This is a genomic window from Phenylobacterium sp. P4_E10 (assembly GCF_056401675.1).
In genome coordinates this window covers 103,526-128,486 of the sequence record NZ_JBFUIW010000011.1, presented here as the reverse complement: position 1 = coordinate 128,486, position 24,961 = coordinate 103,526, and the positions used below count along the sequence as shown (strand labels likewise).

At 68.8% G+C, this 24,961-nt stretch carries 29 protein-coding genes; 17 read left to right on the top strand and 12 right to left on the bottom strand.

Translation table 11 applies throughout. From position 1 onward, the window contains the following. Positions 1-15 precede the first annotated feature (15 nt). Positions 16-1,209: a Na+/H+ antiporter NhaA gene (gene nhaA, locus AC1DQJ_RS14300; protein WP_477604393.1), complete on the top strand. Its 1,194-nt coding sequence runs from the start codon at positions 16-18 to the stop codon at positions 1,207-1,209. Here the strand turns inward: nhaA and bioD are convergent. Together bioD and bioF are read right to left on the bottom strand one after the other, a co-directional pair. Further along, positions 1,206-1,865 carry a dethiobiotin synthase gene (gene bioD, locus AC1DQJ_RS14295; RefSeq protein ID WP_477604391.1) on the bottom strand — a complete coding sequence of 220 codons (660 nt, stop codon included), beginning with the start codon at positions 1,863-1,865 and terminating at the stop codon, positions 1,206-1,208. The two genes, nhaA and bioD, sit on opposite strands and share 4 nt — an antisense overlap. Further along, complete coding sequence (bioF, locus tag AC1DQJ_RS14290; protein WP_477604389.1) at positions 1,865-3,064, bottom strand: 8-amino-7-oxononanoate synthase; 1,200 nt, start codon at positions 3,062-3,064, stop codon at positions 1,865-1,867. The genes bioD and bioF overlap by 1 nt, the downstream gene beginning before the upstream one ends. Here bioF and AC1DQJ_RS14285 point away from each other — a divergent pair. Together AC1DQJ_RS14285 and AC1DQJ_RS14280 are read left to right on the top strand one after the other, a co-directional pair. Continuing rightward, complete coding sequence (locus AC1DQJ_RS14285) at positions 3,063-4,346, top strand: adenosylmethionine--8-amino-7-oxononanoate transaminase (protein WP_477604387.1); 1,284 nt, start codon at positions 3,063-3,065, stop codon at positions 4,344-4,346. The two genes, bioF and AC1DQJ_RS14285, sit on opposite strands and share 2 nt — an antisense overlap. A gap of 238 nt (positions 4,347-4,584) precedes the next feature. After that, a complete protein-coding gene (locus tag AC1DQJ_RS14280; protein WP_477604385.1) occupies positions 4,585-4,887 on the top strand; it encodes an endonuclease domain-containing protein in 303 nt (100 codons plus the stop codon). Positions 4,888-5,046: 159 nt separating this feature from the next. Here AC1DQJ_RS14280 and AC1DQJ_RS14275 read toward each other — a convergent pair whose 3' ends face one another. From AC1DQJ_RS14275 to AC1DQJ_RS14260, 4 genes are all read right to left on the bottom strand, one after another. Then, a complete protein-coding gene (locus tag AC1DQJ_RS14275; RefSeq protein ID WP_477604383.1) occupies positions 5,047-6,009 on the bottom strand; it encodes an alpha/beta hydrolase in 963 nt (320 codons plus the stop codon). After that, on the bottom strand, positions 5,999-7,558 hold the full coding sequence (locus AC1DQJ_RS14270) for a long-chain-fatty-acid--CoA ligase (protein WP_477604381.1): 1,560 nt from the start codon (positions 7,556-7,558) through the stop codon (positions 5,999-6,001). The genes AC1DQJ_RS14275 and AC1DQJ_RS14270 overlap by 11 nt, the downstream gene beginning before the upstream one ends. A 204-nt stretch (positions 7,559-7,762) precedes the next feature. Continuing rightward, positions 7,763-9,202 (bottom strand): aldehyde dehydrogenase family protein, encoded by a 1,440-nt coding sequence (locus tag AC1DQJ_RS14265; protein WP_477604379.1) that lies wholly within the window; start codon positions 9,200-9,202, stop codon positions 7,763-7,765. 122 nt (positions 9,203-9,324) lie between these two features. Beyond that, complete coding sequence (locus tag AC1DQJ_RS14260) at positions 9,325-10,275, bottom strand: SMP-30/gluconolactonase/LRE family protein (protein ID WP_477604377.1); 951 nt, start codon at positions 10,273-10,275, stop codon at positions 9,325-9,327. A 165-nt stretch (positions 10,276-10,440) separates the two neighbouring features. Between AC1DQJ_RS14260 and AC1DQJ_RS14255 the strand changes: the two genes are divergently transcribed. After that, positions 10,441-11,280, top strand: coding sequence for a hypothetical protein (locus AC1DQJ_RS14255; RefSeq protein WP_477604376.1), 840 nt, complete (start codon positions 10,441-10,443; stop codon positions 11,278-11,280). Here the strand turns inward: AC1DQJ_RS14255 and AC1DQJ_RS14250 are convergent. Then, the gene (locus AC1DQJ_RS14250; protein WP_477604374.1) at positions 11,277-11,585 is read right to left on the bottom strand and encodes a hypothetical protein; all 309 of its coding nucleotides are present in this window, start codon (positions 11,583-11,585) and stop codon (positions 11,277-11,279) included. The two genes, AC1DQJ_RS14255 and AC1DQJ_RS14250, sit on opposite strands and share 4 nt — an antisense overlap. An 84-nt stretch (positions 11,586-11,669) precedes the next feature. On the opposite strand from AC1DQJ_RS14250, the gene AC1DQJ_RS14245 reads away from it, so the two are divergent. From AC1DQJ_RS14245 to AC1DQJ_RS14225, 5 genes are all read left to right on the top strand, one after another. Further along, entirely contained in the window at positions 11,670-11,834 is a 165-nt protein-coding gene (locus tag AC1DQJ_RS14245) for a hypothetical protein (protein WP_477604372.1), read from the top strand. A 6-nt stretch (positions 11,835-11,840) separates the two neighbouring features. Further along, positions 11,841-12,575: an SDR family oxidoreductase gene (locus tag AC1DQJ_RS14240; RefSeq protein WP_477604370.1), complete on the top strand. Its 735-nt coding sequence runs from the start codon at positions 11,841-11,843 to the stop codon at positions 12,573-12,575. A 73-nt stretch (positions 12,576-12,648) separates the two neighbouring features. Then, positions 12,649-12,996, top strand: coding sequence for a dihydroneopterin aldolase (folB, locus tag AC1DQJ_RS14235; RefSeq protein WP_477604479.1), 348 nt, complete (start codon positions 12,649-12,651; stop codon positions 12,994-12,996). Positions 12,997-13,001: 5 nt separating this feature from the next. Continuing rightward, positions 13,002-13,481 (top strand): hypothetical protein, encoded by a 480-nt coding sequence (locus tag AC1DQJ_RS14230; protein ID WP_477604368.1) that lies wholly within the window; start codon positions 13,002-13,004, stop codon positions 13,479-13,481. Positions 13,482-13,577: 96 nt separating this feature from the next. After that, complete coding sequence (locus tag AC1DQJ_RS14225) at positions 13,578-13,976, top strand: DUF4870 family protein (protein ID WP_477604367.1); 399 nt, start codon at positions 13,578-13,580, stop codon at positions 13,974-13,976. A 291-nt stretch (positions 13,977-14,267) separates the two neighbouring features. Here the strand turns inward: AC1DQJ_RS14225 and AC1DQJ_RS14220 are convergent, their stop codons facing one another. Beyond that, positions 14,268-15,155: a branched-chain amino acid aminotransferase gene (locus tag AC1DQJ_RS14220; protein ID WP_477604365.1), complete on the bottom strand. Its 888-nt coding sequence runs from the start codon at positions 15,153-15,155 to the stop codon at positions 14,268-14,270. An 81-nt stretch (positions 15,156-15,236) separates the two neighbouring features. Here AC1DQJ_RS14220 and AC1DQJ_RS14215 point away from each other — a divergent pair, with 81 nt between their 5' ends. The 4 genes from AC1DQJ_RS14215 to AC1DQJ_RS14200 are packed head-to-tail and all read left to right on the top strand — an operon-like array spanning position 15,237 to position 18,280. Continuing rightward, positions 15,237-15,713, top strand: a complete 477-nt coding sequence (locus AC1DQJ_RS14215) for a MarR family winged helix-turn-helix transcriptional regulator (RefSeq protein WP_477604363.1) — start codon at positions 15,237-15,239, stop codon at positions 15,711-15,713. Continuing rightward, positions 15,713-16,420, top strand: a complete 708-nt coding sequence (locus AC1DQJ_RS14210; protein ID WP_477604361.1) for a response regulator — start codon at positions 15,713-15,715, stop codon at positions 16,418-16,420. The genes AC1DQJ_RS14215 and AC1DQJ_RS14210 overlap by 1 nt, the downstream gene beginning before the upstream one ends. A 40-nt stretch (positions 16,421-16,460) precedes the next feature. Next, positions 16,461-17,813 (top strand): ATP-binding protein, encoded by a 1,353-nt coding sequence (locus tag AC1DQJ_RS14205; RefSeq protein WP_477604359.1) that lies wholly within the window; start codon positions 16,461-16,463, stop codon positions 17,811-17,813. 47 nt (positions 17,814-17,860) lie between these two features. Continuing rightward, positions 17,861-18,280 (top strand): DUF2147 domain-containing protein, encoded by a 420-nt coding sequence (locus AC1DQJ_RS14200; RefSeq protein ID WP_477604357.1) that lies wholly within the window; start codon positions 17,861-17,863, stop codon positions 18,278-18,280. Positions 18,281-18,315: 35 nt separating this feature from the next. Here AC1DQJ_RS14200 and proC read toward each other — a convergent pair whose 3' ends face one another. The 3 genes from proC to AC1DQJ_RS14185 form a co-directional block, all read right to left on the bottom strand. Then, complete coding sequence (gene proC / locus AC1DQJ_RS14195; protein WP_477604355.1) at positions 18,316-19,110, bottom strand: pyrroline-5-carboxylate reductase; 795 nt, start codon at positions 19,108-19,110, stop codon at positions 18,316-18,318. A gap of 28 nt (positions 19,111-19,138) precedes the next feature. Then, the gene (locus AC1DQJ_RS14190; protein ID WP_477604353.1) at positions 19,139-19,642 is read right to left on the bottom strand and encodes a type III secretion system chaperone family protein; all 504 of its coding nucleotides are present in this window, start codon (positions 19,640-19,642) and stop codon (positions 19,139-19,141) included. A 146-nt stretch (positions 19,643-19,788) separates the two neighbouring features. Then, on the bottom strand, positions 19,789-20,028 hold the full coding sequence (locus AC1DQJ_RS14185) for an accessory factor UbiK family protein (RefSeq protein WP_477604351.1): 240 nt from the start codon (positions 20,026-20,028) through the stop codon (positions 19,789-19,791). A gap of 83 nt (positions 20,029-20,111) precedes the next feature. On the opposite strand from AC1DQJ_RS14185, the gene lgt reads away from it, so the two are divergent. From lgt to pgeF, 3 genes are read left to right on the top strand one after another with little or no spacing between them, the layout of a single operon-like run. Continuing rightward, positions 20,112-20,966 carry a prolipoprotein diacylglyceryl transferase gene (lgt, locus tag AC1DQJ_RS14180; RefSeq protein ID WP_477604349.1) on the top strand — a complete coding sequence of 285 codons (855 nt, stop codon included), beginning with the start codon at positions 20,112-20,114 and terminating at the stop codon, positions 20,964-20,966. After that, positions 20,963-22,018, top strand: a complete 1,056-nt coding sequence (locus tag AC1DQJ_RS14175; RefSeq protein ID WP_477604347.1) for a class I SAM-dependent methyltransferase — start codon at positions 20,963-20,965, stop codon at positions 22,016-22,018. The genes lgt and AC1DQJ_RS14175 overlap by 4 nt, the downstream gene beginning before the upstream one ends. Then, positions 22,015-22,788: a peptidoglycan editing factor PgeF gene (gene pgeF / locus AC1DQJ_RS14170; RefSeq protein ID WP_477604346.1), complete on the top strand. Its 774-nt coding sequence runs from the start codon at positions 22,015-22,017 to the stop codon at positions 22,786-22,788. Before AC1DQJ_RS14175 ends, pgeF begins: the two co-directional genes overlap by 4 nt. Here pgeF and AC1DQJ_RS14165 read toward each other — a convergent pair. Continuing rightward, positions 22,785-23,864, bottom strand: coding sequence for a calcium:cation antiporter (locus tag AC1DQJ_RS14165; protein ID WP_477604344.1), 1,080 nt, complete (start codon positions 23,862-23,864; stop codon positions 22,785-22,787). The two genes, pgeF and AC1DQJ_RS14165, sit on opposite strands and share 4 nt — an antisense overlap. A 138-nt stretch (positions 23,865-24,002) precedes the next feature. Between AC1DQJ_RS14165 and AC1DQJ_RS14160 the strand changes: the two genes are divergently transcribed. Beyond that, the gene (locus AC1DQJ_RS14160) at positions 24,003-24,938 is read left to right on the top strand and encodes a ribose-phosphate pyrophosphokinase (protein WP_477604342.1); all 936 of its coding nucleotides are present in this window, start codon (positions 24,003-24,005) and stop codon (positions 24,936-24,938) included. Positions 24,939-24,961 lie beyond the last annotated feature (23 nt).

Genomic DNA, 24,961 nt, shown 5'->3' with positions numbered 1-24,961 from the left:
ATGCTAACCGGAGCCATGGCGCGCAGACTGACCCTCGATTTCCTGAAGACCGAGACGGCTTCGGGCGTGATCCTGACCGCGGCGGCGCTGCTGGCGGTGATCCTCGCCAACTCCCCCTGGTCGCACCACTACTTCGCTTTCATCAAGCACGAGATCCCGATCCAGATCGGCGCCTTCCACGAGGTCAAGCCGGTCTACAAGTGGATCAAGGACGGCCTGATGGCGGTGTTCTTCTTCGTGGTCGGGCTGGAGATCAAACACGAGATCCTGCGCGGCGAGCTGTCCAATCCACGCCGCCTCGCCCTGCCCGTCCTGGCCGCGATCGGCGGAATGGTGGCGCCGGCCGCGGTCTACCTGCTGATCAACGCCGGGCCGAACGGCGCGCCGCAGGGCTGGCCGACCCCGACCGCCACCGACATCGCCTTCGCGCTCGCAGCCCTGGCGGTGGTCGGCAGCCGGCTGCCCCCCGCCCTGCGGATCTTCCTGCTGACCCTGGCCATCGCCGACGATCTCGGCGCCGTGGCCCTGATCGCCGTCCTCTTCACCACCGACATCAACCTCTACGCGCTGGGCGGCGCCGCCGCGGCCATCGGCCTGATGGCCCTGATGTCGCAATGGAAAAGCGCGCCCTACCTGTTCTATGCGGCGTGCTTCGCCCTGGCCTGGGCCTTCTGCCTGAAAAGCGGGGTCAACACCTCGATCGCCGGGGTCGCCGCCGCCATGACCATCCCCATCGACCCGCGCAAGCCGGGCCACGAAGGGCCGCTCAAGCACTTCATGGAGAGCCTGCACCCCTATGTGGCCTTCCTGATCCTGCCGCTGTTCGCCTTCGCCGCCGCCGGCTTCTCGTTCGAGGGCGTGCCGCTCAGCTCGCTGCTCTCGCCGGTCCCGCTGGGCATCGCGCTCGGCCTGTTCCTCGGCAAGCAGATCGGCGTGTTCGGGCTTTCGGCCCTGGCCATCGGCCTGAAGCTGGCCCGCCGCCCGACCGGGACCAAGTGGCTGGAGCTCTACGGCGTCTCGCTGCTCTGCGGGGTCGGCTTCACCATGAGCCTGTACATCGGCGGTCTCGCCTTCGACCCCGACGACGCCCTCCTCCAGACCGAGGTGCGGATCGGGGTCATCGCCGGCTCGATCCTGTCGGTCGTGGTCGGCATGGCGGTGCTCGCCCACGCCCAGCGCCGCCGCGAGACCGAGGAAGCCTACGCCTAGACCAGCGCGGCCGCCCAGGTCTCGTCGCCCCGCGCGGCGGCGATCACTGCCACGCCGCCGGCGAACCTCGCGACGCTCTCGACGCTCTGGGCGAAGTCCGGCGCCTCGGGATCCCCGCTCTGGCTGATCACCACCGCCTCGATGGCGACCCCCCGTCCGCGCAGGGTCTCGATGGCGGTCAGGGTGTGGCTGATCGCGCCGAGATAGGTGCCGCCGACCAGCACGCAGGGCAGGCCCAGCGCCAGCATCAGGTCCAGGCAGGTGGCGTCCTCCGCCATCGGCGACATCACCCCGCCCGCGCCCTCGACCAGCATCAGGTCGGTGTCCGACGCCGTCAGTCCGTCCTGGCAGAACTCGGCCAGCTCCCGGCCCAGCAGCTCGCGCCCTTCCAGCCGCGCGGCCATCGGCGGCGATAGTGGCGCGGCGAACCGCAACGGCGCGATGGCGTCGAGCGCCTCCCGGGTCGGCGGCTGGCCCATCGCCGCCAGCAGCTGGCCGGGATCGCTGCCTGACCAATCGTCCTCGTCGATGCCGCTGACCACCGGCTTCAGCGCCGCGACGCTCAGCCCCTTGGCCCGCGCCGCCCGCAGGATCGCGCAGGCGGCCCAGGTCTTGCCCACGTCGGTATGTGCGCCGGCCACGAACAGCTGGCGCATCAGGCGGCCATCAGCGGCCGCACCGCCGCCGCCAGCCGGTCGATCTCGTCGTCGGGATGCCCGGCCGTGAACGCCACCCGCAGGCGCGCGGTGCCGGCCGGCACGGTCGGCGGGCGGATCGCCACCACCAGGAAGCCTTGCTTCTCCAGCACCGTGGCCGCCGCCAGCGTCCGTTCCGCCTCGCCCAGCACGATCGGCACCACCGCGCTGGTCGCCTCGGGCAGGTTCAGCGCCCGGGTGAAGCGCCGCGCCTTGGCCAGAACCGCGGCCACCCGCTCGGGCTCGGCGGCGATCACGTCTAGCGCCGCCAGCGCCGCCGCGGCGTTCGCCGGCGGCAGGCCGGTCGTGTAGACCACCGTGCGCGTGCGGGTCTTGATGAAGTCGATCACCGGGGCGCTGGCGCAGACATAGGCGCCATAGCCGCCCAGCGCCTTGGAGAAGGTGCCCATCGCCAGGTCGATCTTGGCGCCCGGGAACATCGCCGCCGTGCCGCGCCCCTCGCCTAGCACGCCCAGCCCGTGGGCGTCGTCGACCAGCAGCCAGGCGTCGTGCGCCTGCGCCTGCGCCGAAATCTCGTCCAGCGGCGCCACGTCGCCGTCCATCGAGAAGACCCCGTCGGTGGCGATCAGCGCCCGCTCCGCCTGCCCGCGAAACGCCGCCAGCTTGGCGGCCAGGTCAGCCACGTCGTTGTGGCGGAAGGGCACGACCTGCGCCCGCGACAGCTGCGCCCCCGACCAGATGCAGGCATGGGCCAGATCATCGATCAGGATCAGGTCGCCCTCGCCGACGAAGGTCGGGATGATCCCGGAATTGGCCAGGTAGCCGGAGCCGAACACGCAGGCCGCCTCCGCGCCCTTCAGCGCCGCCAGCCGCGCCTCGAGCTGCGCGAAGATCGGATTGTCGCCGGTAACCAGCCGCGAGGCGCCCGAGCCGACGCCGTGCGTCTCCACCGCCGCCAGGGCCGCAGCCTTCACCGCGGGATGGTGCGAGAGGTTCAGATAGTCGTTGCACGAGAACGACAGCAGCCGCCGTCCCTGCCGCTCGACCCAGAGGCCGTCCAGGCGCGCCGTCGGGATCAGGGTGCGCTTGAGGCTCTTGGCCTCCAGCGTGGCGAGCTTGTCTTGCGCAAAGGCGGTCAGGCTGTCGGTCACGGCGCGCGGTATGCACGAGCCGAGCCGTGCTTTAAAGCCGCCGGTCATGACTTTCCCGACACCGGACTGCCCAACACCGGATTGGATGACCCAAGGCGCCCGCAACGTCTGGCGCCCCTATTGTCAGATGAAGACCGCGCCGGCGCCGCTGGCCGTGGCCCGCACGGACGGCGCACGGATCATCCTCGAGGACGGCCGCGAACTGGTCGACGGCATCGCCTCCTGGTGGACCGCCTGCCACGGCTACAATCACCCGCACATCCGCGAGGCGGTGACCCGCCAGCTTGGCCTGGCTCCGCACGTGATGTTCGGCGGCCTGGCGCACGAGCCGGCCTACCGCCTGGCCAGCCGCCTGGCGGCCCTGCTGCCCGGCGACCTCGATCACGTGTTCTTCGCCGAGAGTGGTTCGGTCTCGGTGGAGATCGCCATGAAGATGGCGCTGCAATTCTGGATCAATCGCGGCGTCTCCGGCCGCACCCGGTTCCTCAGCTTCACCGGCGGCTATCACGGCGACACTCTGGCCACGATGACCATCTGCGATCCGGAAGAGGGCATGCACAGCCTGTTCGCCGGGGTCATGCCCTCGCAGATCGTCACCCCGCTGCCGCTCGACGCCGACTCCGAAATCGCGCTGGACGCCCTGCTGGCCGAGCGCGGCGCCGAGATCACCGCCATGGTCGTCGAACCGCGCGTCCAGGGCGCCGGCGGCATGCTGTTCCACGGCGACGAGGTGCTGCGCACCCTGCGCCGGCTCTGCGACAAGCATGGCGTGCTGCTGATCTTCGATGAGATCTTCGTCGGCTTCGGCCGCACCGGCGACCTGTTCGCCTGCTCCGGCTCGGGCGTTACGCCCGACATCGTAACCCTGTCGAAAGCGCTGACCGGCGGCACCCTGCCGCTCTCGGCGGCCATCGCCCGCAGCCACGTGTTCGAAGCCTTCTGGTCGGACGACGCCGGCGCGGCCCTGATGCACGGCCCGACCTACATGGCCAATCCGCTCGCCTGCGCCGCAGCCAACGCCAGCCTGGACCTCTTCGAAAACGGAACCTGGAAGGCCGACGTCGCCCGCATCAACGCCGCCCTGGCCAAGGGCCTCGAGCCCTGCCGCGCCGCCCCCGGCGTCGTCGATGTCCGCACCCTCGGCGCCATCGGCGTCGTCGAGTTCGACCACCCGGTGGAAACCGGCCCGCTCTGCATGGCCTTCGCCGAGCACGGCTGCTGGATCCGCCCCATGGGCAAGGTCGTCTACCTGACCCCGCCCTACATCACGACAGACGCCGAACTGGCCCAACTGACCGGGGCGGTGCGGAAGGTGCTGCTCAAAGCCTAGATGCCCTCCCGCTGGGGGAGCTGTCAGCCAGCAGGCCCCCTCCGTCTCGGCGCTCCGCGCCGATCCACCTCCCCCAATGGGAAGGATCTGGAAAAAACGTAGATGCTCCCCCGCTGGGGGAGCTGTCAGCCGAATGGCTGACTGAGGGGGACTTTGATTTTTTCAGGGGCAAGGCCAAGCTTCGAGAATGGATGCACCTCGCCGGACACGCCGCCTTGCACTCAAGCTGCGCAAGAGCATGTCGCTGCCCGAGGTCCTGCTCTGGAAAGCGATCAAAGGCGGCAGGCTGAATGGCCTGCATTTCCGCCGGCAGCACCCGGTGGGCCCCTATGTGCTCGATTTCTACTGCGACGCCGCCAAACTTTGCGTCGAGGTGGATGGCGCCGGCCATGGCGCCGGGGCGCGGCCCCTGCGGGACGAGCGCAGGGACGCCTGGTTGGCTGAGGCGGGTGTTCGGACGCTTCGCTTCTCGGCCGAGCTGGTGCTTCGGGACGTGGATGACGCAACGGCGACGATCAGGCAGGCGCTGGAGGACCGCTAACGCGGCCCCCTCCGTCTCGGCGCTACGCGCCGATCCACCTCCCCCAATAGGGAGGATCTGGAAGAACATAGATGCTCCCCCACTGGGGGAGCTGTCAGCCGAATGGCTGACTGAGGGGGATAGCTGACTCAGCAGGCCCCCTCCGTCTCCAGGGAGGTGCTACCCCACCGCCGCCTTCAGCGCCGCGGCGGTTTCCTTCACCGCTTCATGCACGGCCGGCGACACGTCCGGCATGATGTAGAAGTCGTGCACCAGGCCCGAATACTCGACATGGGTCGCGCTCGCGCCGGCGGCGTTCAGCGCGGCGGCGAAGTCGCGGCCCTCATCCTTCAGCGGGTCGAAGCCGGCGGTCACCACCAGCGCCGGCGGCAGCTCGGCCGATAGCGTAGCCTTGCCGAGGAAGGCGCGCGCCGCCTGCGGATGGCCGAGCGCCGCCAGCGACTTGTCGAACCAGGCGATCGCCGCCTTTGTCAGGATCGGCCCGTCCAGCGCCTTGCGCGAGGCGGTCTCCTCCTCCGGCCAGATGCCCGGATAGAGCAGCAGCTGGAAGGCGATCTTGCGGGCCCGATCATCCTTCAGGTCCAGCGAGACCGAAGCGGCCAGGTTGCCGCCGGCCGAGTCGCCTCCCACCGCGATCCGCTTCGGATCGACGCCAATCTCGGCGGCGTGGTCGAACGCCCACTTGGTGGCCGCCAGAGCGTCGTCGTGCCCGGCCGGGAACGGATGCTCCGGCGCCAGCCGGTAGTCGATCGCCAGCACCCGCACCCGGGCCAGCGAGGCCAGGCGCCGGCAATGGCCGTCATGGCTCTCCAGGTCGCCGATAGTGAAGCCGCCGCCGTGGAAATAGACCAGGCCGCCGCTCGGGGACTTGGCGCCGGCCGGGGTGTAGAGCCGCGCCGGGATCGGCCCGGCCGCGCCGTCGACCTGCAGGTCCTTCGCGACCACGTCCTGCGGTGGGTTCTGGTCGGTGGCCTTGCGCTGCATCTGATAGCCCGCGCGGATCATCGCCGGGGGGATGGCGTCCAGCGGCGGGGCCTCGCCAGCCTGGGCCGCGGCAGCGTCGACCATCGCCTTGAAGTGCGGGTCCATCAGGTCTTCCTCTTCTTGAAGCTCAACCGACATTGCGGCCCAGCCCTTCCCAGTAGGGCGCGCGCAGCTCTCGCCGCAGCACCTTGCCGGAGGGATTGCGCGGCAGCACCGCGATGAAGTCGACGGACTTGGGGACCTTGTAGCCCGCGATCAGCGCGCGGCAGTGGTCCATGATGACCGCGGCGTCGGCCTCTGCGCCGGGGCGCACGACGATGAACGCCTTGACCGCCTCGCCCCATCGCTCGTCGGGCACGCCCACCACCGCGGCGTCGGCGACGGCGGGGTGGGAGAACAGCGCGTTCTCGACCTCGGCGGGATAGATGTTCTCGCCGCCGGAGACGATCATGTCCTTCACCCGGTCGTGGATGAACAGGTAGCCGTCGTTGTCGAAATAGCCGGCGTCGCCGCTGCGGAACCAGCCCTGCGGGCAGATCGCCTGGGCGGTGGCCTCGGCGCGGTTCCAGTAGCCCTTCATCACCCCCGGCGAGCGGATCTCGATCTCGCCGACCTCGAACGGCGCGGCGTCGCGCTCCTCGATCCGGACCCGGACCTCGAAGCCGGCCGACGGGATGCCGCAGGAGCGCAGCTTGCCCCGCGCCGGGTCGTGCGCCTCGGGCGGCAGGTTGGTCCCGCCGCCGATGGTTTCGGTCAGGCCGTAGAGCTGAGTGAACTGGGCCGGGAACGTCGCCTGCGCGCGCTTCAGCACCTCCTCGGAGATCGGCGAGGCGCCGTAGTAGATGTTGCGTACGCTCGACAGGTCCGTGCTCGCCACCTCCGGCCGCTGGAGGATCATGTTGATCAGCGCCGGCACCAGGAAGGCGTGCTCGATCCTGTGCTGCTCGATCACCTTCAGGATCACCCCGGGGTCGGGCTCGCGCAGCACGATGGCTTTGGCGCCCTGCAGGAGGGCCAGTATGCCGAGATTGGCGCCGGCCACATGGAACAGCGGCATCGCCACCAGCACCGCCATGCCGGGCGAGAACTGCGCCCACTGCTGGCGGGCGGAATCGAACACCGTGGCGTAGTTCAGCTCGGTCAGCTGGACGCCCTTGGGCAGGCCCGTCGTGCCCGAGGTGTAGAGCTGGATGACGTCGTCCTGCGGGTCGGCGGGAAGGTGGGGATCATCGGCCGGAAACCGGCCGATCCACTCGGCGAAACCCGGCCACCGCTCGTGCCCGGGTTCGACCTGCACCACCGTCTGCAGATCGGGGACGTCGGCGAGCACCTTGTCCAACAGTGACGCGAAGTCAGCCCCGGTCACCACCAGCCGACAGCCGGCGTCCTTCAGCACGAAGGCGATCTCCGGCGGCGCCAGCCGCCAGTTCACCGGCGTCAGGCAGGCCCCAGCCTTCAGGCAGCCGAGCCAGAGGATGAAGAAGGCGTCGCAACCCTTGGCCAGCACCCCGACCCGCTCGCCGGGCCGCACGCCGGCGGCGATCAGCGCCTGGGCGCATTGCGAGGACAGCCGGTCCAGGTCGCCATAGGTGGTGACCGCTCCCTCGAACCAGATCGCGGTCTCATTCGGCCGCACCTGCGCATGATGGCGCGCGATGTCGGCCACGCTTCGAATGTCCGTGGACATCGTTCCTCCCACCTCTCTTCTTTTCGGAGAGGATGATCCTGCACGGCGCGGCTGTGCAAGCCGCGCCGCCCCGGATGTTCCCCTGCTGGGGGAGCCGTCAGCCGATTGGCTGACTGAGGGGGACTTTGACCAAGCGCCGTCCCCCTCCGTCTTGCGGCTTACGCCGCAAGCCACCTCCCCCGAAGGGGAGGATCTAGGCGAGCCTTACTCGGCCGCTTCCTTCGGCGCGTAGCCGAGGACGGCCTTCACTTCGAGGAACTCGTTGAAGGCGAAATCGCCCCACTCGCGTCCGTTGCCGCTCATCTTGTAACCGCCGAACGGCGCCATCAGGTCGCCGCCGCCGCCGTTGATCGACACCTGGCCGGCGCGCAGCTTGGAAGCCACTTCGCGAGCCTTGGCGAGGTCGGCGGCCTGGACATAGGCGGCCAGGCCATACTCGGTGTCGTTGCCGATCGCGATGGCCTGATCGACGTTCTCGTAGCCGAGGATCGACAGCACCGGGCCGAAGATCTCTTCCTTGGCGATGGTCATGTCCGAGGTGACGTTGGCGAAGACGGTCGGCTTCACATAGTAGCCGGTGTCCAGTCCGTCCGGACGGCCGACGCCGCCGGCGACCAGGGTCGCGCCCTCGTCGATGCCGGCCTGGATCAGCTTCTGGATCTTGTTGAACTGCACCTCGGAGACCACCGGGCCGAGCTGGGCGTTGCCGTTCGGATCGCCGACGGTGACCGTCGCGGCCGCTTCCTTGGCCACGGCGATCGCCTCGTCCATGCGCTGGGACGGGACCAGCATGCGGGTCGGGGCGTTGCAGGACTGACCGGAGTTGGTCATCACGGTGGCCACGCCGCGGCCCACGCCCTTGGCGAAGGCTTCGTCGTCGAGCACGATGTTCGGGCTCTTGCCGCCCAGTTCCTGGGCCACGCGCTTGACGGTCGGGGCGGCGTTCTTGGCCACCTCGATGCCGGCGCGGGTCGAGCCGGTGAACGAGATCAGGTCCACGTCCGGATGGCTCGACAGCGCCACGCCGACGCCGGCGCCGTCGCCTTGCACCAGGTTGAACACGCCGGCCGGGACGCCGGCGGCATGCATGATCTCAGCGAAGATCTGGCCGGTGAACGGCGCGACTTCCGACGGCTTCAGCACCATGGTGCAGCCGGTCGCGATGGCCGGAGCCACCTTGCAGACGATCTGGTTCAGCGGCCAGTTCCAGGGGGTGATGAAGCCGCAGACGCCGATCGGCTCCTTGACGATCATCGTCGGGCCGCGGTCTTCGCTGAACTTGAAGTCCTTCAGCACGGCGGCGGCGGTGCCCAGGTGGCCCATGCCGATCGGAACCTGTGCGCGCTGGGCGAGCGAGGACGGAGCGCCCATTTCCTCAGTCACGGCGGTGGCCAGATCGCCGAAGCGCTTCTGGTACTCGGCCAGGATGCGGTTCAGCACGTCCAGGCGTTCTTCGCGGGTGGTCTGCGACCAGCTGGCGAAGGCCTTGCGGGCGGCCTTCACGGCCTTGTCTACGTCGGCGGCGCCGCCGAGGGAGATCTTGCCCGCAACCTTCTCGGTCGCCGGGTTGATGACGTCGAGCGTCTTGGGTTCGACCGGATCGACCCACTGACCGTCGATGTAGAACTGCAGGTACTCGCGCATGACGTCCTCCCGGAGGCGTTCGTTGGATTTTTCAGCGCCGACGAGATCCCCCGACGGCTTCAAACAAGCATTTTAGTGATCAATGATCACTGTGGAAGAGGCTTCGTATTCGGACTCTGAACTCAGGCCGAAACTCGTCTCCCCAACTGGTGCACATGCGGCTGGCCCGCAACCGGGCTACGGCCTTTCAATACATAACCTGCGCGGATCGAGCCGATGTAAAGGTCCTTCAGGTCCGGCCCGCCCCAGGTGATGTTGGTCGGGTGGTTGACCACCTCGCCGCTGGGGTCGTGGATCACCACGACGACCTCCAGCTCCGGGGTGATCGCCACCACCTTGTCGGCACCCGGCAGGCAGACCCAAAGGTTGCCCTCGGCGTCCATGCCGACGCCGTCGGTGTAGCCGAGATCGGCCTTTGGCACAGGCTCGCCGCCCGGGGTCTGCAGCCGGCCCAGCACCGGACCGTAGCGGCCGCCGGCGCCTAGCGTGCCACCCGCGTGGATCGGGAAGCGCATCACGTCGGCGCCGCTGGTCTGGGCGCAGAACAGGTATTGCTCGTCGGCCGACAGGGCCAGGCCGTTCGGGAACTTCAGCCCCTCGGCCACCACCTCGCTCGACCCGTCCGGGCGCAGCACGAAGATGAAGCCGTCCGGACGTCCGTCCAGCGCCTGTGGCCAGGTTTCTGCGTGGGTGGAGTTGGCGCACCAGATGTTGCCGGCGCGGTCTATCACCGGATAGTTGGCGCTGGTCAGCCGTCGCCCGCCGACCTCTATCAGCAGGTTTTCGTGTTCGCCGGTGGCCGGGTCGAACCGCTGCAGCGGCCCGTCCTGGCGGTCATAGATCCCGAAGTTGGCGATCAGCACCCGACCCTGGGCGTCCATGTTGATCCCGTTGGGCGCGCCGCCCTTCGGCCCCATGCGCTTGAACGACCCGTCGGGGAAGATCTCGGCCACCGCGCACTGGTGGTCGGAGGCGAAGACCCGGCCATCGGGGCCGACCACCACGTCCTCGGGTCGGTCGATCCCCACGGCGACCTTGGTCAGGTCGCCCGGCGCGATGGTCTGAAGGGGCATGGCGTTTCCTCAAAGGCCTTTTCTTTGACCTTGGCCCCGCCGATCACGGTTCGACAAGGGGTGGATTCAGCGCCGTCGCAAACTCTTGCGCGTTCGCCGCTGACTTGCTGCGCGGCCCGGCCCTACGTCCGACCATGGTCACAGCCGATGCCCTGGAGCAGGACCATGACCGACGCGCCACAAACCGCGGCCTACCCTCATGCGGTCGCCCAACCGCCGCCGCCAGTGCGCAACCAGGACACGACCGAGACGGGCGATCCCGCCGCGCCGTTGTCGCGCTTCGCGCTCCTGTTCCCAGGCCGCAACGGCTCCTTGGCGAACGGCCTGACCGGCGGACTGACCGGCGCCCTGTCTTCGTCGCTGGGCCGGAATTTCGGGAATGTGGCGAGCGATGCGCGTGCGCGGATGGACTTGCAGTACGCCGCCATGGAGGCCAGCGGGAAGCCGTTCGACGTCCGCAGCCCGTGCGGCCGGGATGCGCACACGCTGATGGGCGGCTTGGATCGGCGCTCGCTATACGCCGTCACGAGCAACCATGGCGGGGCCTTCACCGCCGAGGAACAGGCGCTCGCCCGCACCCTTATGTCCGAGCAGGAGGCCATGGTCATGGGCTTCTACGGCCAAACGCCAGGATTGCAGGGACTGTTCTTTGATCCGTTCGATGGCCAGCCGCCTTCCAATCGGCAGAAGGCCCTCCGCGCGTTTTTGGACGGGGTTGGTCCCGAGGAGAAGGCCTCCGCCCGCTGGGCCTATTCCCGCGCGGCCTCGCAGGCGAACTATGAGCTGCTCATCAAACAGGAGGGCAGAACGCCAGTGGCTGGGGCGTCGACGCCCCTCGCCGACCTCCTGATGAAGGCCATGCGGTCCCTGAGTGACAGTCCTGATCGGAGCTGGTCCAACGCCGAAATTGACACCCTGGACGACCTGCGCGCCCAGCCATGGTTCGACGGCTTCACGGGTGAGTTGGATGCGCTGATCGCCGCTGGAAGGATCCCCGGCGCCTAGACGCCGGTCGTCGGTCCGATTCCCTGGCCGTCCTCGGGGAAGCTGGTCCACTTCTCCTGCTTTTCCCGCGCCTCGCGTTTGGCCTGGAAGTCGTTGGCGCGGCTCAACAGCGTCTCCGCCTGCCGGCCGAGTTGGGCGAAGTTGGTGTCCGGCGGCGCGGTCAGCGCGGTCGGATGGAACAGCTCGATGTCGTGCAGCAGCAGGCCGAATTCCTGATCCTCCGCCGTGCCGTGCGCGGGGGGATGCTCCAGAAGATCCGCCACCCTTTGGAGGGCCGCTTCGAAGGACTCCTGGTCTTTGATCATCTGTGTGCTCCTGCCATCGGGCGAAGCCGCAGGGCGACGCCCCGCATAAAGCAAAGCCCGAGAGCCGCTTGGGTTCCCAGGCGCTTGCGAACCTCCGAGGCGGCCGTCTGGCACTTGCGAACCTCCCGCGCCCGCTCTAAAGCCGATCTCACAACGCCGGAGCTTCCTATGACCGCGATCCTGACCATCCTTGCCTTCATCGTCGTCGTCGGCGCGCTGAACTTCTACGAATTCGGCCGGCTCGACTAAGCCGCCTTGGCCGAGACCACGCGCGGCGCGGCCCTGATTACCGGGGGCTCGCGTAGAATCGGCCGGGTCCTGACCCTGGCCGCCGCCGCGGCCGGATACGACGTCGCCATCCACGTCCGCAGCGTCGACGACGACGCCCAGTCCGCCGCGGCTGATATCCGCACGAAGGGCCGCAAGGCCTCGATCCACGCCTGCGACCTGCGCGACGAGGGCGCCACCGCCCCGCTGGTCGGCGACGTGGAGTCCGAACTCGGTCCTGTCACCCTGCTGGTGAACTGCGCCTCGGTGTTCGAGGACGACTCGTTCGCCAGCATGAACCGCGCCTCCTGGGACGCGCACTTCCAGACCAACCTGCGCAGTCCCCTGATCCTGGCCCAGGCCTTCGCCCGGCGGCTGCCCGCCGACCGCGCCGGTCTGATCGTCAATATTCTGGACCAGCGGGTCTTCGCCCCCTCGCCCCACTTCTTCAGCTACACGCTGTCCAAGAGCGCGCTCTGGGCCGCCACCCAGATGCTGGCCCAGGAGTTGGCCCCCCGGATCCGCGTGAACGGGATCGGCCCGGGCCCCACCCTGCCCTCGATCCACCAGCAGGGCGCGGAATTCGACGAAGAAGTCGCCGCCACCCTGCTCAAGCGGGCGGTCGACCCGACCGAGATCGGCCATGCGCTGAGCTATCTCATTGACGCAACGTCAGTGACGGGCCAGATGATCGCGGTCGACGCCGGCCAACACCTGGCCTAACGGAGCGCACTTGGTTCCATCGTTGCAGCAGCAGACTTCGGACGCCACGCCTGAGCCTCAAGGCCGCGTGGTCATGACCAAGGTCTTCGTCACCGGCCTGAAGGTCGAAGCCGAGATCGGCGTCTACGCTCATGAGAAGGGCAAGGCCCAGCCGCTGGTGGTAGATGTCGAGCTTGACGTTCCCACCGCCGGCGCCACCCGCTTGGCCGACACCGTTAACTACGAATCCATCGGCGAGTCCGCCCGGGCCATCGTCGCCGAGGGCCACATCCAGCTGGTCGAGGACTTCGCCGAGCGGCTGGCCCGCGCCTGCCTGACCGACCCGCGGGTGATGCGCGCCCGCGTGCGGGTTGAAAAGCCCCTGGCGCTTGCGCCGCACGCCGCGGCCGCTGGGGTCGAGATCACCGTCGTCCGCGGCTGAACGTAGTGGCCGCCTACGCCGCGCGGCTATCGCCCTTGCAGCGGGAGACGGTCTGGTCGCTGGAAGACGGCGAGATCGTCGAACGCCGCGCCCGCCGCGAGCGTCGCTTCCCATTGAACGAACTGCGCAGGGTCAGCCGGCTGAACCGCGGCGCGGTGCTGCAGTTTCGCCGCCGCCGGCTGACCATCCCCGCGCTGGGTTACGGCGAGGTCCTGCGGCCGCAGGATCAGAGCAAGAGTTTCGAAGCCTTCCTGGCCGCCGTGGACGCCGCCGCGCCAGGTCATCGCGTCCACCACTCTACTCGCGCAATGGAGGCCGTCGTCTGGATCATGGGCCTGATGGCGATCGGCGCGCTCGCAGTGCTGCTGGCCGCGGGTCTGGCGGGCGCATGGCTGCTCGGCGTGGCCCTGGCGGCCCGTCTGATCTTCCTGGTGCTACTGGGCGCCGCGGCGCTGCCCTGGTTGCGGGCCGGTCGCTTCAAGTGACGGCGCTCACATGAACGCGAATTAAACTAGCAATGGGACGAAACGGGGCCACATTTCGTTCAGACGTTCCGCTTGGGAACACCTTGGGAGACTGAATTGAGCGACACCAACCCTGCCGTCGTGACGACTGAAGACCGCACCCTGCCGGCCGTGGCCTACGGCCTCTACCTGCTCGGACTGGTCAACGGCTTCACCATTCTGGTCGGCCTGGTCATCGCGCATATGAATCGCGACACCGCTGGCCCGGTCATGCGGTCCCACTACACCTTCCTGATCCGCACCTTCTGGATCGGCTTGGCCATCTTCCTGGCGCTGGGCGTCCTGATCGGGATCAGCGCCATCCTGTCGATCGTGCTGGTCGGCATCCCGTTCCTGATGCTGTTCCTCTTCCTCTGGGGCGCCGTCGGGGTCTGGTTCGCCGTCCGCTGCGTGGTCGGCCTGATCTACCTGTCGCAGGGCGAAGCCTATCCCCGCCCGAACACTTGGCTGATTTAAGGGCGCCCCGCCGCGCCGCCGCTCGAAACGGCGGCGTGGCGGGCGTCTCGCCTCCGTGGCAGGCGCCCTGCCGCTAGACCAGCATCACATCCTTTGGCAGCATGAACTCTCGTCGACGCTATGGGGGGCGACGGCGCGGGGGGATTCGTAGCTGACCTGAGGCTGGCGCCGCTGCATGGGAGCGCAGGCGACACCAAGGGCGCGGCTGGAGGGCGGATCCCCCCATCCCATCCGCCCATGAAAAACGCCGCCCGGGACCCGGGCGGCGTTCCTCGTTTCTGACGATGGATCTTAGGCCGCGACCAGTTCGCGGCGCACCATCTTCGCGTAGTCGTCCATCAGCCCGAGCGACAGCTTGCCGGGCGTGAAGGTGTACTCGCCGATCTCGCACACCGGGGTGACCTCGGCGGCGGTGCCGACCACGAAACATTCGGTGAAGCCCGCGAGCTCCTCCGGCTTGATGTGGCGCTCGATCACCTCGACGCCCTTGCTCTTGGCGAGCGCGATCACCGACTGGCGGGTAATCCCGTTCAGGAAGCAATCGGGGGTCGGGGTGTGCAGCGCGCCGTCCTTCACGAAGAACACGTTGGAGCCGGTGCTCTCGGCGATGTAGCCGCGGTAGTCGAGCATCATCGCGTCGGTGAAGCCGGCCTTCTCGGCCGCGTGCTTGGAGATCGTGCAGATCATGTAGAGGCCAGTGGCCTTGGCATGAACCGGCTCGGTTTCCGGCGACGGGCGCTTGTACTTCGCCCAGCACATGCGGATGCCCTTGGCGCGCTCTTCGGGCTTGAAGTAGCTCGGCCAGTCCCACACGGCGATGGCCACGTGGATCTTGGTCTGCTGCGCGGACACGCCGATCATCTCCGAACCGCGCCAAGCGATCGGACGGATGTAGGCGTCCGTCAGGCCGTTCTTGGCGCAGGTGTCCTTGCAGGCCTGGTCGATCTCGGCCACCGTGAACGGAATTTCGAAATCGAGGATCTCAGCCGACTTGAACAGACGCTCGGTATGCTCGGTCAGCTTGTAGATCTCTCCCCCATACATCCGCTCGCCTTCGAACACTGCCGAGGCGTAATGGAGGCCGTGGGTCAATACGTGCACCTTAGCCTCGCGCCAGGGCACGAACTGGCCGTCCAGCCAGATCCATCCGTCGCGATCGTCAAAGGGCACTAGTGACATGAGGGAAAGTCCTCCTTTCGATAAGGCCCCCTTACAGCCCCCCGGGGACGCCACGTCAAACAAAATGGGTTTCCGATTGTAATGGCCGCAGCTGATCCCCGGCTGATTTTGCGTGAGGACGAGCTCGACGCGGGGCTCGAAATGCTGCTGCTTGCCGAAGCGGCGGTGTGGGAGGTCGTCGACGCCGCGTTGGAGGCGCAGAGCGGCCTCGGTCTTGGGCGCTCGCACTGGCGCGCGGCCTTTCTGCTCAAGCGTCGGCCGGGCGTCGGGGTCCAGGAGCTGGCCCACCTGACCAGCCTCTCCAAGCAGGCCGCCAGCCGCGTCCTCGTGGACCTGGAGGCCAAGGGCCTGGTCGAAAAAGTCGCGGGGGATCTGGACGCTCGCCGCCGCGCCGCCACGCTCACGGAGGCCGGCCGAGCCTTCGAGGAGAGCGTGGCTGAACGCTTGCGCGCCCTCATCGCCCGGTCCTATCGGGTTGGCGGCCTGGACGGCGTGGCCGGCGCCAGGCGTATCCTGTCGGCGCTTGCTGGCGGGCGGATGAAGAGCGGAGGCGCCTGATGGCCTTGGTCGAAACTCCTGACCGTCACCTGCTGGTGGTCGATGACGACGACCGCATCCGCGACCTGCTCAAGCAGTACCTGGCGCGGCACGGCTTCCGCGTCACCGCCGCGCCGGGCGGGGCGGCGGCCCGCAAATTGATCGAGACCATCGACTTCGACCTGGCCGTGTTCGACGTGATGATGCCGGGCGAGGACGGCTTCTCGCTGACCCGCTGGCTGCGCGAGCGCAAGGGTGCGGCCGGCCGCACCCCGGTGCTGATGCTGACCGCCCGGGGCCTGGCCGAGGACCGCATCGAGGGGCTCAAGCTTGGCGCCGACGACTACCTGGCCAAGCCCTTCGAGCCCGAGGAACTGCTGCTGCGCATCGAGGCCATCCTGCGCCGCACAGACGCGCGGCCGACCGGCGCCGGCAACGGGACCATTTCGCTCGGGGCCTGCGCCTTCGACCTCGAGCGCGGCGAGCTCAGCCGCGACGGCGTCCTGATCCGCCTGACCGAGGCCGAGGTGGCGCTGCTCAAGCGCCTGGCCCGCAGCCCGCACGAACCGGTCGATCGCCTGGAGCTGGCGCGCGAGACTGTCGAACCCTCCGGCCGCGCGGTCGACGTCCAGGTCACCCGCCTGCGCCGCAAGATCGAGAACGATCCCAAGACTCCTCGCTACCTGCAGACGGTGCGGGGCGTCGGCTACCTGCTGGCGCCGGATTGATGACCATTCGCAGCGCCAGCTTGGCGTGCGAGAAAGACGCATGAAGCTCCCTCGCCGGCTCGAACCGCGGCTGGTCCAGCGGATGATCAAGCGCAGCCTGCCGACCTCGCTGTTCGGCCGCTCGCTGCTGATCATCATCCTGCCGGTGGCGCTGATGCAGATCGCCGTCACCTGGATCTTCTTCGACGCCCACTGGCAGACGGTCACCAGCCGCCTGTCGGACGGCCTGGCCGGCGAGGTGGCCTGGGCCGTCGAGAGCTATCAGGACGATCCGACGCCGGCGACGCTCGAGCGGATCGCGGACCGGGCGGAGAAGTCGCTGAACCTCTCCATTGTCCTGCAGCCGGGCCGCGACCTGCCGCAAAGCCGGCGCACCAACACCTTCGCCGTCGTAGACCGCGCCATCGAGCGGGCGCTCGCCCAGCGCCTGGACTCGCCCTTCTGGTTCGACACCACCCGCTACCCGGCCTACGTCGACATCCGGGTGAAGGTCGACCAGGGCGTGATCCGCATCCTGGCGCCGCGCGACCGCGCCTTCGCCACCCAGGGCCACATCTTCGTCCTGTGGATGGCCATGGCGACCATCCTGCTGACCGCCATCGCCATCCTGTTCATCCGCAACCAGACCCGCACCATCGAGCGCCTGGCCTCCGCCGCGGACGACTTCGGCCGCGGCATCGACGCGCCGGCCTTCAAGCCCAGCGGGGCCCGCGAGGTGCGCCAGGCGGCCCACGCCTTCCTGGCCATGAAGTCGCGGATCCAGCGCCACATCGACCAGCGCACCGCTCTGCTCGCCAGCGTCAGCCACGACCTGCGCACTCCGCTCACCCGCCTGAAGCTGGAGCTGGCCTTGGCCGATCCCGGCCCGCGCACCGCGGACATGAAGCGCGACCTCGCCGAGATGGAGCACATGATCGACGAGTATCTCGCCTTCGCCCGCGGCGAGGGCGGCGAGGGCGTCGAGAGCGTGCACCTGAAGGACCTGATCGAGGAGGTAAGCGAGGGCGCTGTGCGCGCCGGCGCTCAGGTCCGTGTCACCGCCGATCCCGGCCTGATGGCGGCGGTGCGGCCCAACGCGCTGAAGCGCGCCCTCTCCAACCTGGTGATGAACGCCGCCGCCCATGGCGAGCGGGTCGAGGTCGCCGCCAATCCCCGCGCCGGCGGCGGCATCGAGATCGTGGTCGACGACGATGGTCCGGGCATTCCCCAGGAGCGCTACGAAGACGCCTTCAAGGCCTTCAACCGCCTCGATGAAGCCCGGAACCAGAACGAGAAGGGCGTCGGCCTGGGCCTCGCCATCGCCCGCGACGTCGCCCGCAGCCATGGCGGCGACATCATGCTCGACCGTTCGCCGCTCGGCGGCCTTCGCGCGGTTGTGAGATTGCCCGGATAGCGCCGTTCGGTCAGACTCTCCCCGCGCACAGCCCTGGAGAGAGCCCCATGTCGCTAGCCCGTCTCGCCCTCGCGACGCTCGCCGTCGCATCCCTCGCCGCCCCGGCTCTGGCCGCCGACCCGGTCGAGGGGCTCTGGCTGGTTCAGGCCGGCACCGCCAAGATCAAGGTCGCGCCCTGTGCGGACAAGGCCAAGATGTGCGGTCAGATCACCTGGCTGAAGAACGGCCCGGCCAAGGACGCCAACAATCCTGACGCGTCGCTGCGCGACCGGTCGCTGATCGGCATGCTGATGATCCGCGACTTCAAGCCGGCCGGCCCTGGCAGGTGGACGGGCGGCAAGATCTACGATCCCAGCTCGGGCAAGACCTACGGCTCGAAGATGAGCGCCAACACCGACGGCACCCTCAAGGTCGAAGGCTGCGTCTCGGTGGTGTGCCAGGCCCAGACCTGGAAGCGATCGAACTAGGATCCCGCCTCACTCCCCGTAGTGGGGCGGGCCTGCTAGCCGCCCAGTTCCTTCGAGCGCCGCGCCGCAGCCGCCACGGCCTTGCGCAGTAGTTCGGGGAATCCGCCCTCGCCCAGCAGCACGTCCAGCGCCGCCTGGGTGGTGCCGCCCGGCGAAGTCACCTGCTTGCGCAACTCGGCCGGCTCCTCGCCGCTGCGCGCCATCAGCGCGGCCGCGCCGGCGATGGTCGAGCGTGCGAGCCGGGCGGAGTCGGCCGGCGGCAGGCCGGCCGCGGCGCCGGCTGCCTCCAGAGCTTCGACGAAGGCGTAGAGATAGGCTGGGGCCGAGCCGGAGACTCCGGTGGCCGCGTGCATCAGCCCCTCGTCCGACAACTCCACCACCGTCCCGACCGGATCGAACAGGGCGCGGGCCCGGGCCAAGGCTTCGACGTCGTCGGCATAGATGCTCGCCGTCCCCTGGCCGACCGCAACAGCCGTGGTCGGCATGATCCGCGCGACCTTGCGGCCGCCCAGGGCTTGGGAGATGTCGGCGGCCTTCACGCCGGCGGCGATGGAGACGATCACCGCGTCGGGCGCCAGGTGCGCGGCGACCTCCGCCGCCGCCTCGCGCCACATCTGCGGCTTGACCGCCAGCAGCACGGTCTTGGCCCGCGCCAATTCGGCGTCCGCGGGGTTGACCAGCGCGCCGGCCGCCTGCGCCGCCTCCAGCGTGGGGTTCGCGTGAGGCTCGCGGATGATCAGGTCGCTGGCCTTGAAGGCTCCAGCCGCGCGCCAACCCTCGATCAGCGCCCCGCCCATACGGCCGGCGCCCAGCATCAGGATCGGCGTCATCGGTAGTCCTCAGTGCTTGGTGTCGGCCCTAGGCCTCGCCGACGGTCTCGAACATGCAGGCCGCCACGGCGTCGGCCGCCGACTTCGACCCACGCACCAGGAAGTCGAACGCCGGATAGAAGCGGTCGGCCGCCTCCATCGCCACGTCGATCATCGCCGCCGCCTGAGCCAGGCTCGGACGTTCGCCGGTCATCAGCGCCATCGAATGGCGGAAGATGATCTCGCCGTCGTCCCAGACCTCGAAGTGGCCCAGCCAGACGCGCTGGTTGAGAGTGGAGATCAGTTCGAACGCCGCCGTGCGCTGCTCGGCGGTGGCCTGCAGGTCGATCGACAGGCAAAGCTGCAGGCAGTCGGCTTCAGGGCGCCAGGCGAACCACAGCTCGTAGTCCTTCCAGTCCCCGGTCAGGGCGAAGGCGAGGTCGCCATCCTCGGTACGGTCAAACTGCAGGTTCTCGGCCGTCAGCACATGCTCGACCACGTCCAGCGGGTCCAAGGTGACCAGGACGTCTTCGTCAGATTGCGGAGTGTCCATTAGACCGGCGGTCCTTTCGCAAAGGGCGTCGCGGCCAAGCCGGCCATCGAATCGCCTGCGACATTGAAAGTAAGCTGCTTCGCGGCTCGTTCGTCACCCGGCTTCTTTCACCGGGCGAGCCACATTCGCGTGTTTGGAGCCTAGTGTTACTTGGCGGCCTTTTTCGCAGCAGCAGTCTTCAGCGCCGCGACTTCTTCGCGCAGAGCGACGATCTCGGCCTTAAGGGCGTCGAGGTCGTCGCGGCGGACTAGATCGAAGTCCGCCACGAAGCGGTCGGCCTGGGCGCGAAACGCCGCCTTAGCCTCGTCGCCGGCGGTCTGGGCGATGCCCATGGCGGCGGCGGTCAGCTTGGCGAACTCGTCCAGGAAGGGGTTCTGGGTCTGCATGGGCCCTATATGGCCTGCCGGGGGATGAAAGCGAAGAGCTTCTCGTCTAAACCCTGTTGGCGAAGCATTCGGAGACGCCAGCCTTGCCCTTCCCCGATTTTGATCCAGTCCTCGTGCAGATCGGGCCTTTCGCAATACGTTGGTACGCCTTGGCCTATGTCGCCGGCATCTTGCTGGGGTGGCGCTATGTCGCGGGCCTGATGAAGAACGAATCGCTGTGGGGACCACGCGGCGCCCCGGCGACCACCGCCCAGGTCGACGATCTGATCCTCTGGATCACCCTCGGCATCATCGTCGGCGGACGTCTCGGCCACGTGTTCTTCTACACCCCGTCCCTGGTCGTCACCGACCCGATCGAGATCTTCAAGACCTGGAACGGCGGGATGAGCTTCCACGGCGGCGTCCTCGGCGTGCTGATCGCCATCGTCGGCTTCGCCTATGTGAACAAGCTCGACATGTTCCGCCTGGGCGACGCGGTGGCCGGCTGCGTGCCGATCGGCCTGTTCTTCGGGCGCATCGCCAATTTCGTGAACGGCGAGCTGTGGGGCCGTCCCAGCAACGTGCCATGGGCGGTGATCTTCCCCGCCGCTGACGGCATCACCCCGCGCCACCCCAGCCAGCTCTACGAAGCTGCGCTCGAAGGGATCGTGCTGTTCCTGATCCTGCGCTGGGCGACCCACCGCGCGGGCCTGCTCAAGCGCCGCGGCGTCGTCACTGGCATGTTCTTCCTGCTCTACGCCGCCTTCCGCACCTTCATCGAGAACTTCCGCGAGCCGGACCGCTACCTGCAGCAGTTCCCGCTGGGCCTGACCATGGGGATGATGCTCAGCGCGCCGATGGTGCTGTTCGGCCTGTTCCTGATTTGGCGCGGCCTGCGTGAGCCGCTGGCGACCGCCGCCGCCGTCCCGCCGCCCAACGCCAAGACCAAGAGCCCATGAGCCTGCGCGACCGCCTGACGGCCCAGATCCGGGCCAGCGGGCCGATGAGCGTCGCCCAGTACATGAGCGCCTGCCTGCACGATCCGGACTTCGGCTACTACGCCACCCGACCGGCTCTGGGCGAGCAAGGCGACTTCATCACCGCTCCGCTGGTCAGCCAGATGTTCGGCGAGCTGATCGGCCTCTGGGCGGTTGAGACCTGGACCCGCATGGGCCGGCCGACGCCGTTCCGGTTGGTCGAGATGGGTCCCGGCGACGGCACCTTGATGAGCGATCTGCTGCGGGCCGCGCGCCTGTCGCCGCCGTTCACCGAGGCGGCCGACGTGTGGCTGGTGGAAGTCTCCCAACCCCTGCGCGATCGCCAGCGCCAGATCCTGGGCGATCACATCTCCTGGGCCGCCTCCCTCGCCGAGGTGCCGGACGGCGCGCCGCTGATTCTGGTCGCCAACGAATTGCTCGACTGCCTGCCGGCCCGCCAGTACGTGCGCACTGAGAAGGGTTGGGCCGAGCGCATGGTCGGCCTCGACGAGGGCGGGGCCTTGGCCTTCGGCCTGGCCGGCGCGCCTGGCCTGGACCAGTTGGCGCCGGTCGGAGCGATCCTCGAGCACGCCCCCGCACAGGCCGCCTTGGGCGATGAGCTGGGCGCGCGTATCGTCGCCGACGCCGGCGCCGCGCTGCTGATCGACTACGGCCGCGCGGTGCCGGGGTTCGGCGACACGCTCCAGGCCCTGCGCCGACATCGCAAGGAAAACCCGCTCGCCAATCCCGGCGAGGCCGACCTCACCGTCCACGCCGATTTTCCCGCCGTGCTGGCCGCCGCCTCGCGCCAGGGGGCCGAGACGCCGCAGATCCTGACCCAGGGCGAACTGCTCGTGCGGCTTGGCGTCGGGGCCCGGGCCGAGGCGCTGGCCAACGCCCGCCCCGACCATGCCGACCAGATCGAGCGCCAGTTGGAGCGGCTCGTCTCCCCCGACCAGATGGGCGACCTCTTCAAGGCCGCCGTCATTCATTCGCGCGGATTCCAGCCGCCCGCCTTCGAGACCATGACGTGACCGACCTGCCCGTACTGACCTCCCCGCTGCTCGAGCTGCGGGGAATCCGCCACGCCTTCTTCACCCGCCAGGGCGGCGTCTCCACCGGCATCTATGAAAGCCTCAATGTCGGCCGCGGCTCGAAGGACGCCGCCGACGATGTGGTCGAGAACCGTCGCCGGGCGGCGGCCCACTTCGGCCTGGCCCCGGCGGCGCTCAACACCTGCTACCAAGTCCACTCGGCGCTCGCCCTGGTCGCCGACCAGCCCTGGGGCGACACCCGGCCCGAGGCGGACGGCGTGGTCACCGCGCGCCGCGGCCTGGCCTGCGGAGCCCTGGCCGCCGACTGCGCGCCGATCCTGTTCGCTGATCCGAAGGCCGGCGTGGTCGCCGCCGCCCACGCCGGCTGGAAGGGTGCGCTAGGCGGCATCGCCGAAGCCACCGTCGAGCTCATGAAGGAGCTGGGCGCCCGCCCCTCGCAGATGGTCGCCGTAGTCGGCCCCTGCATCGGGCCGGAGTCCTACGAGGTCGGGCTGGAGTTCCTCGACGCCTTCTCGGCCAAGGATCCCGACAACGCGCGCTTTTTCACGTCTGGCCAGAGCCCCGACAAGCGCATGTTCGACCTGCCGGCCTTCGTGCTCTCGCGCCTGAACATCGCAGGGGTCGAGACCTGCGAGTGGATCGGCCGCGACACCTGCGCCGAGGAGGAGCTGTTCTTCTCCAACCGCCGGGCCTTCAAGCGCGGCGAGCCGGACTTCGGCCGCCTGCTCTCGGCGATCAGGCTCGACTAGGGCACCACCGTCGTAAATAGGTAGACGGCGAAGATCACCAGGTGCACCACGCCCTGCAGCACGGTCGTACGCCCCGTCCCCAGCGACAGGGTGGTGACCAACAGGGTCAGCATCAGCAGCACTGTCGCTTTGGCGTCGAGGCCCAGCGACAGCGGCCAGCTCATCAGCAGCGAGACCACCGCCACCACCGGGATGGTCAGGCCGATCGAGGCCAAAGCGGAGCCAAGCGCCAGGTTGAGGCTGGTCTGCAGGCGGTCGGCCCGCGCCGCGCGGACCGCCGCCAGGCTTTCCGGCGCCAGCACCACCGCGGCGATGATCACCCCGACCACCGCCTTGGGCGCGCCGGCCGCGGCCACCGCGGCCTCGATGGTCGGCGCCAGCGACTTGGCCAGCAGCACCACGGCCACCAGCGCTACGACCAGCAAGCCCAGGCTCACCCAAGCGGCCACGGCCGTCGGCGGCGCGGCGTGCGCCTCGGCGTCGTGGGCGGCGGGGCCGGTGGGCAGGAAGTAGTCGCGATGGCGCACCGTCTGCACCAGCACGAAGGTGCAGTAGAGCACCAGGGAGACCAGGCCGACGAAGGCCAGCTGGCTGTAGGAATATGCCGGCCCTGGCGTGCTGGTCGTGTAGTTCGGCAGCACCAGGGTGAGGACGACCAGCGCCGCCAGCGTGGCCAGCGCCGCGCTCACCCCCGCCTGGCCGTATCGTTGCTCCAGGTGCCTCGCCCCGCCCAGCAACAGGCAGAGCCCAACCAGGCCGTTGAGGATGATCATGATCGCCGCGAACACCGTGTCGCGCGCCAGCCCCGCCGCCGCCATTCCGCCGGACAGCATCAGCGAGACGATCAGCGACACCTCGATGACCGTCACCGCCACCGCCAGCACCAGGGTGCCATAGGGTTCCCCCACCTTGTGGGCCACCACCTCGGCGTGGTGCACCGCCGCCAGCACGCAGGCGATGAGCCCCGCGGCGAGCACGAAATCGAACGGGCCGCCCAGCTTCTTGGCGCCAAACAGCAGCAACGATCCGATGAGTGGCGAGAGCCAGGTCCAGGCTGGCAGTCCGATCTTGGGCATGTCCAGCACCCTAAACGAAGCCTGGCCATGCGACGACCCGGCGCGATCTATGTGGCGTTCATCATCTTCTGGCCCTTGCTCAGCGGCCAGCGCCTGATAAAAGCCGCGCAAATACCGACACCTGCCCCTGGGGGACCAATGAAGCTGCTGGCTGGCAACTCCAACCGCGCTCTAGCTGAGGCCGTGGCCTCGCACCTGGATCTCCCCCTGACCCGCGCACAGGTAAAGCGCTTCGCCGACAACGAAGTCTGGGTCACCATCGACGAGAACGTCCGCGGCGAGGACGTCTTCATCCTCCAGTCGACCAACTACCCCGCCAACGACAACCTGATGGAGTTGCTGGTCTGCATCGATGCGCTCAAGCGCGCCTCGGCCAAGCGGATCACCGCAGTGATGCCCTACTTCGGCTACGCCCGTCAGGACCGCAAGACCGGCGGCCGCACGCCGATCTCGGCCAAGCTGGTCGCCAACCTGATCGAGCGCGCCGGCGCCGACCGGGTGCTGACCATGGACCTGCACTCGGGCCAGATTCAGGGCTTCTTCGACATCCCCACCGACAACCTGCTGTCGGCGCCGCTGCTGGCGACTGACATCAAGGAAAACTACGAAAAGCCGTCCGACATCATGATCGTGTCGCCGGACGTCGGCGGCGTGGTCCGCGCCCTGGCGGTGGCCTCGCGCCTCAACGCCGAGCTGGCCATCGTCGACAAGCGCCGCTCGGGACCCGGCAAGAGTGAAGTCGCCAACGTCATCGGCGACGTCTCCGGCCGCCGCTGCATCCTGTTCGACGACATGATCGATGGCGGCGGCACGCTCTGCAACGCCGCCCAGGCCCTGATCGACGCCGGCGCCACCGCGGTCTCGGCCTACGTCACCCACGGCGTGATGTCCGGCGCGGCTGTCGAGCGGGTCAACAGCTCGGTGCTCAAGGAACTGGTGATGACCGATTCCATCCCGGCCCCGGAGCGCGCCGGCGAGGGCGGCAAGATCCGCTACGTCAGCTGCGACAAACTGCTCGGCGAGGCTATCCGCCGCATCGCCAACGAAGAGTCGGTCTCCAAGCTGTTCGACTGATCCCGACGGGATCGCCCATCACT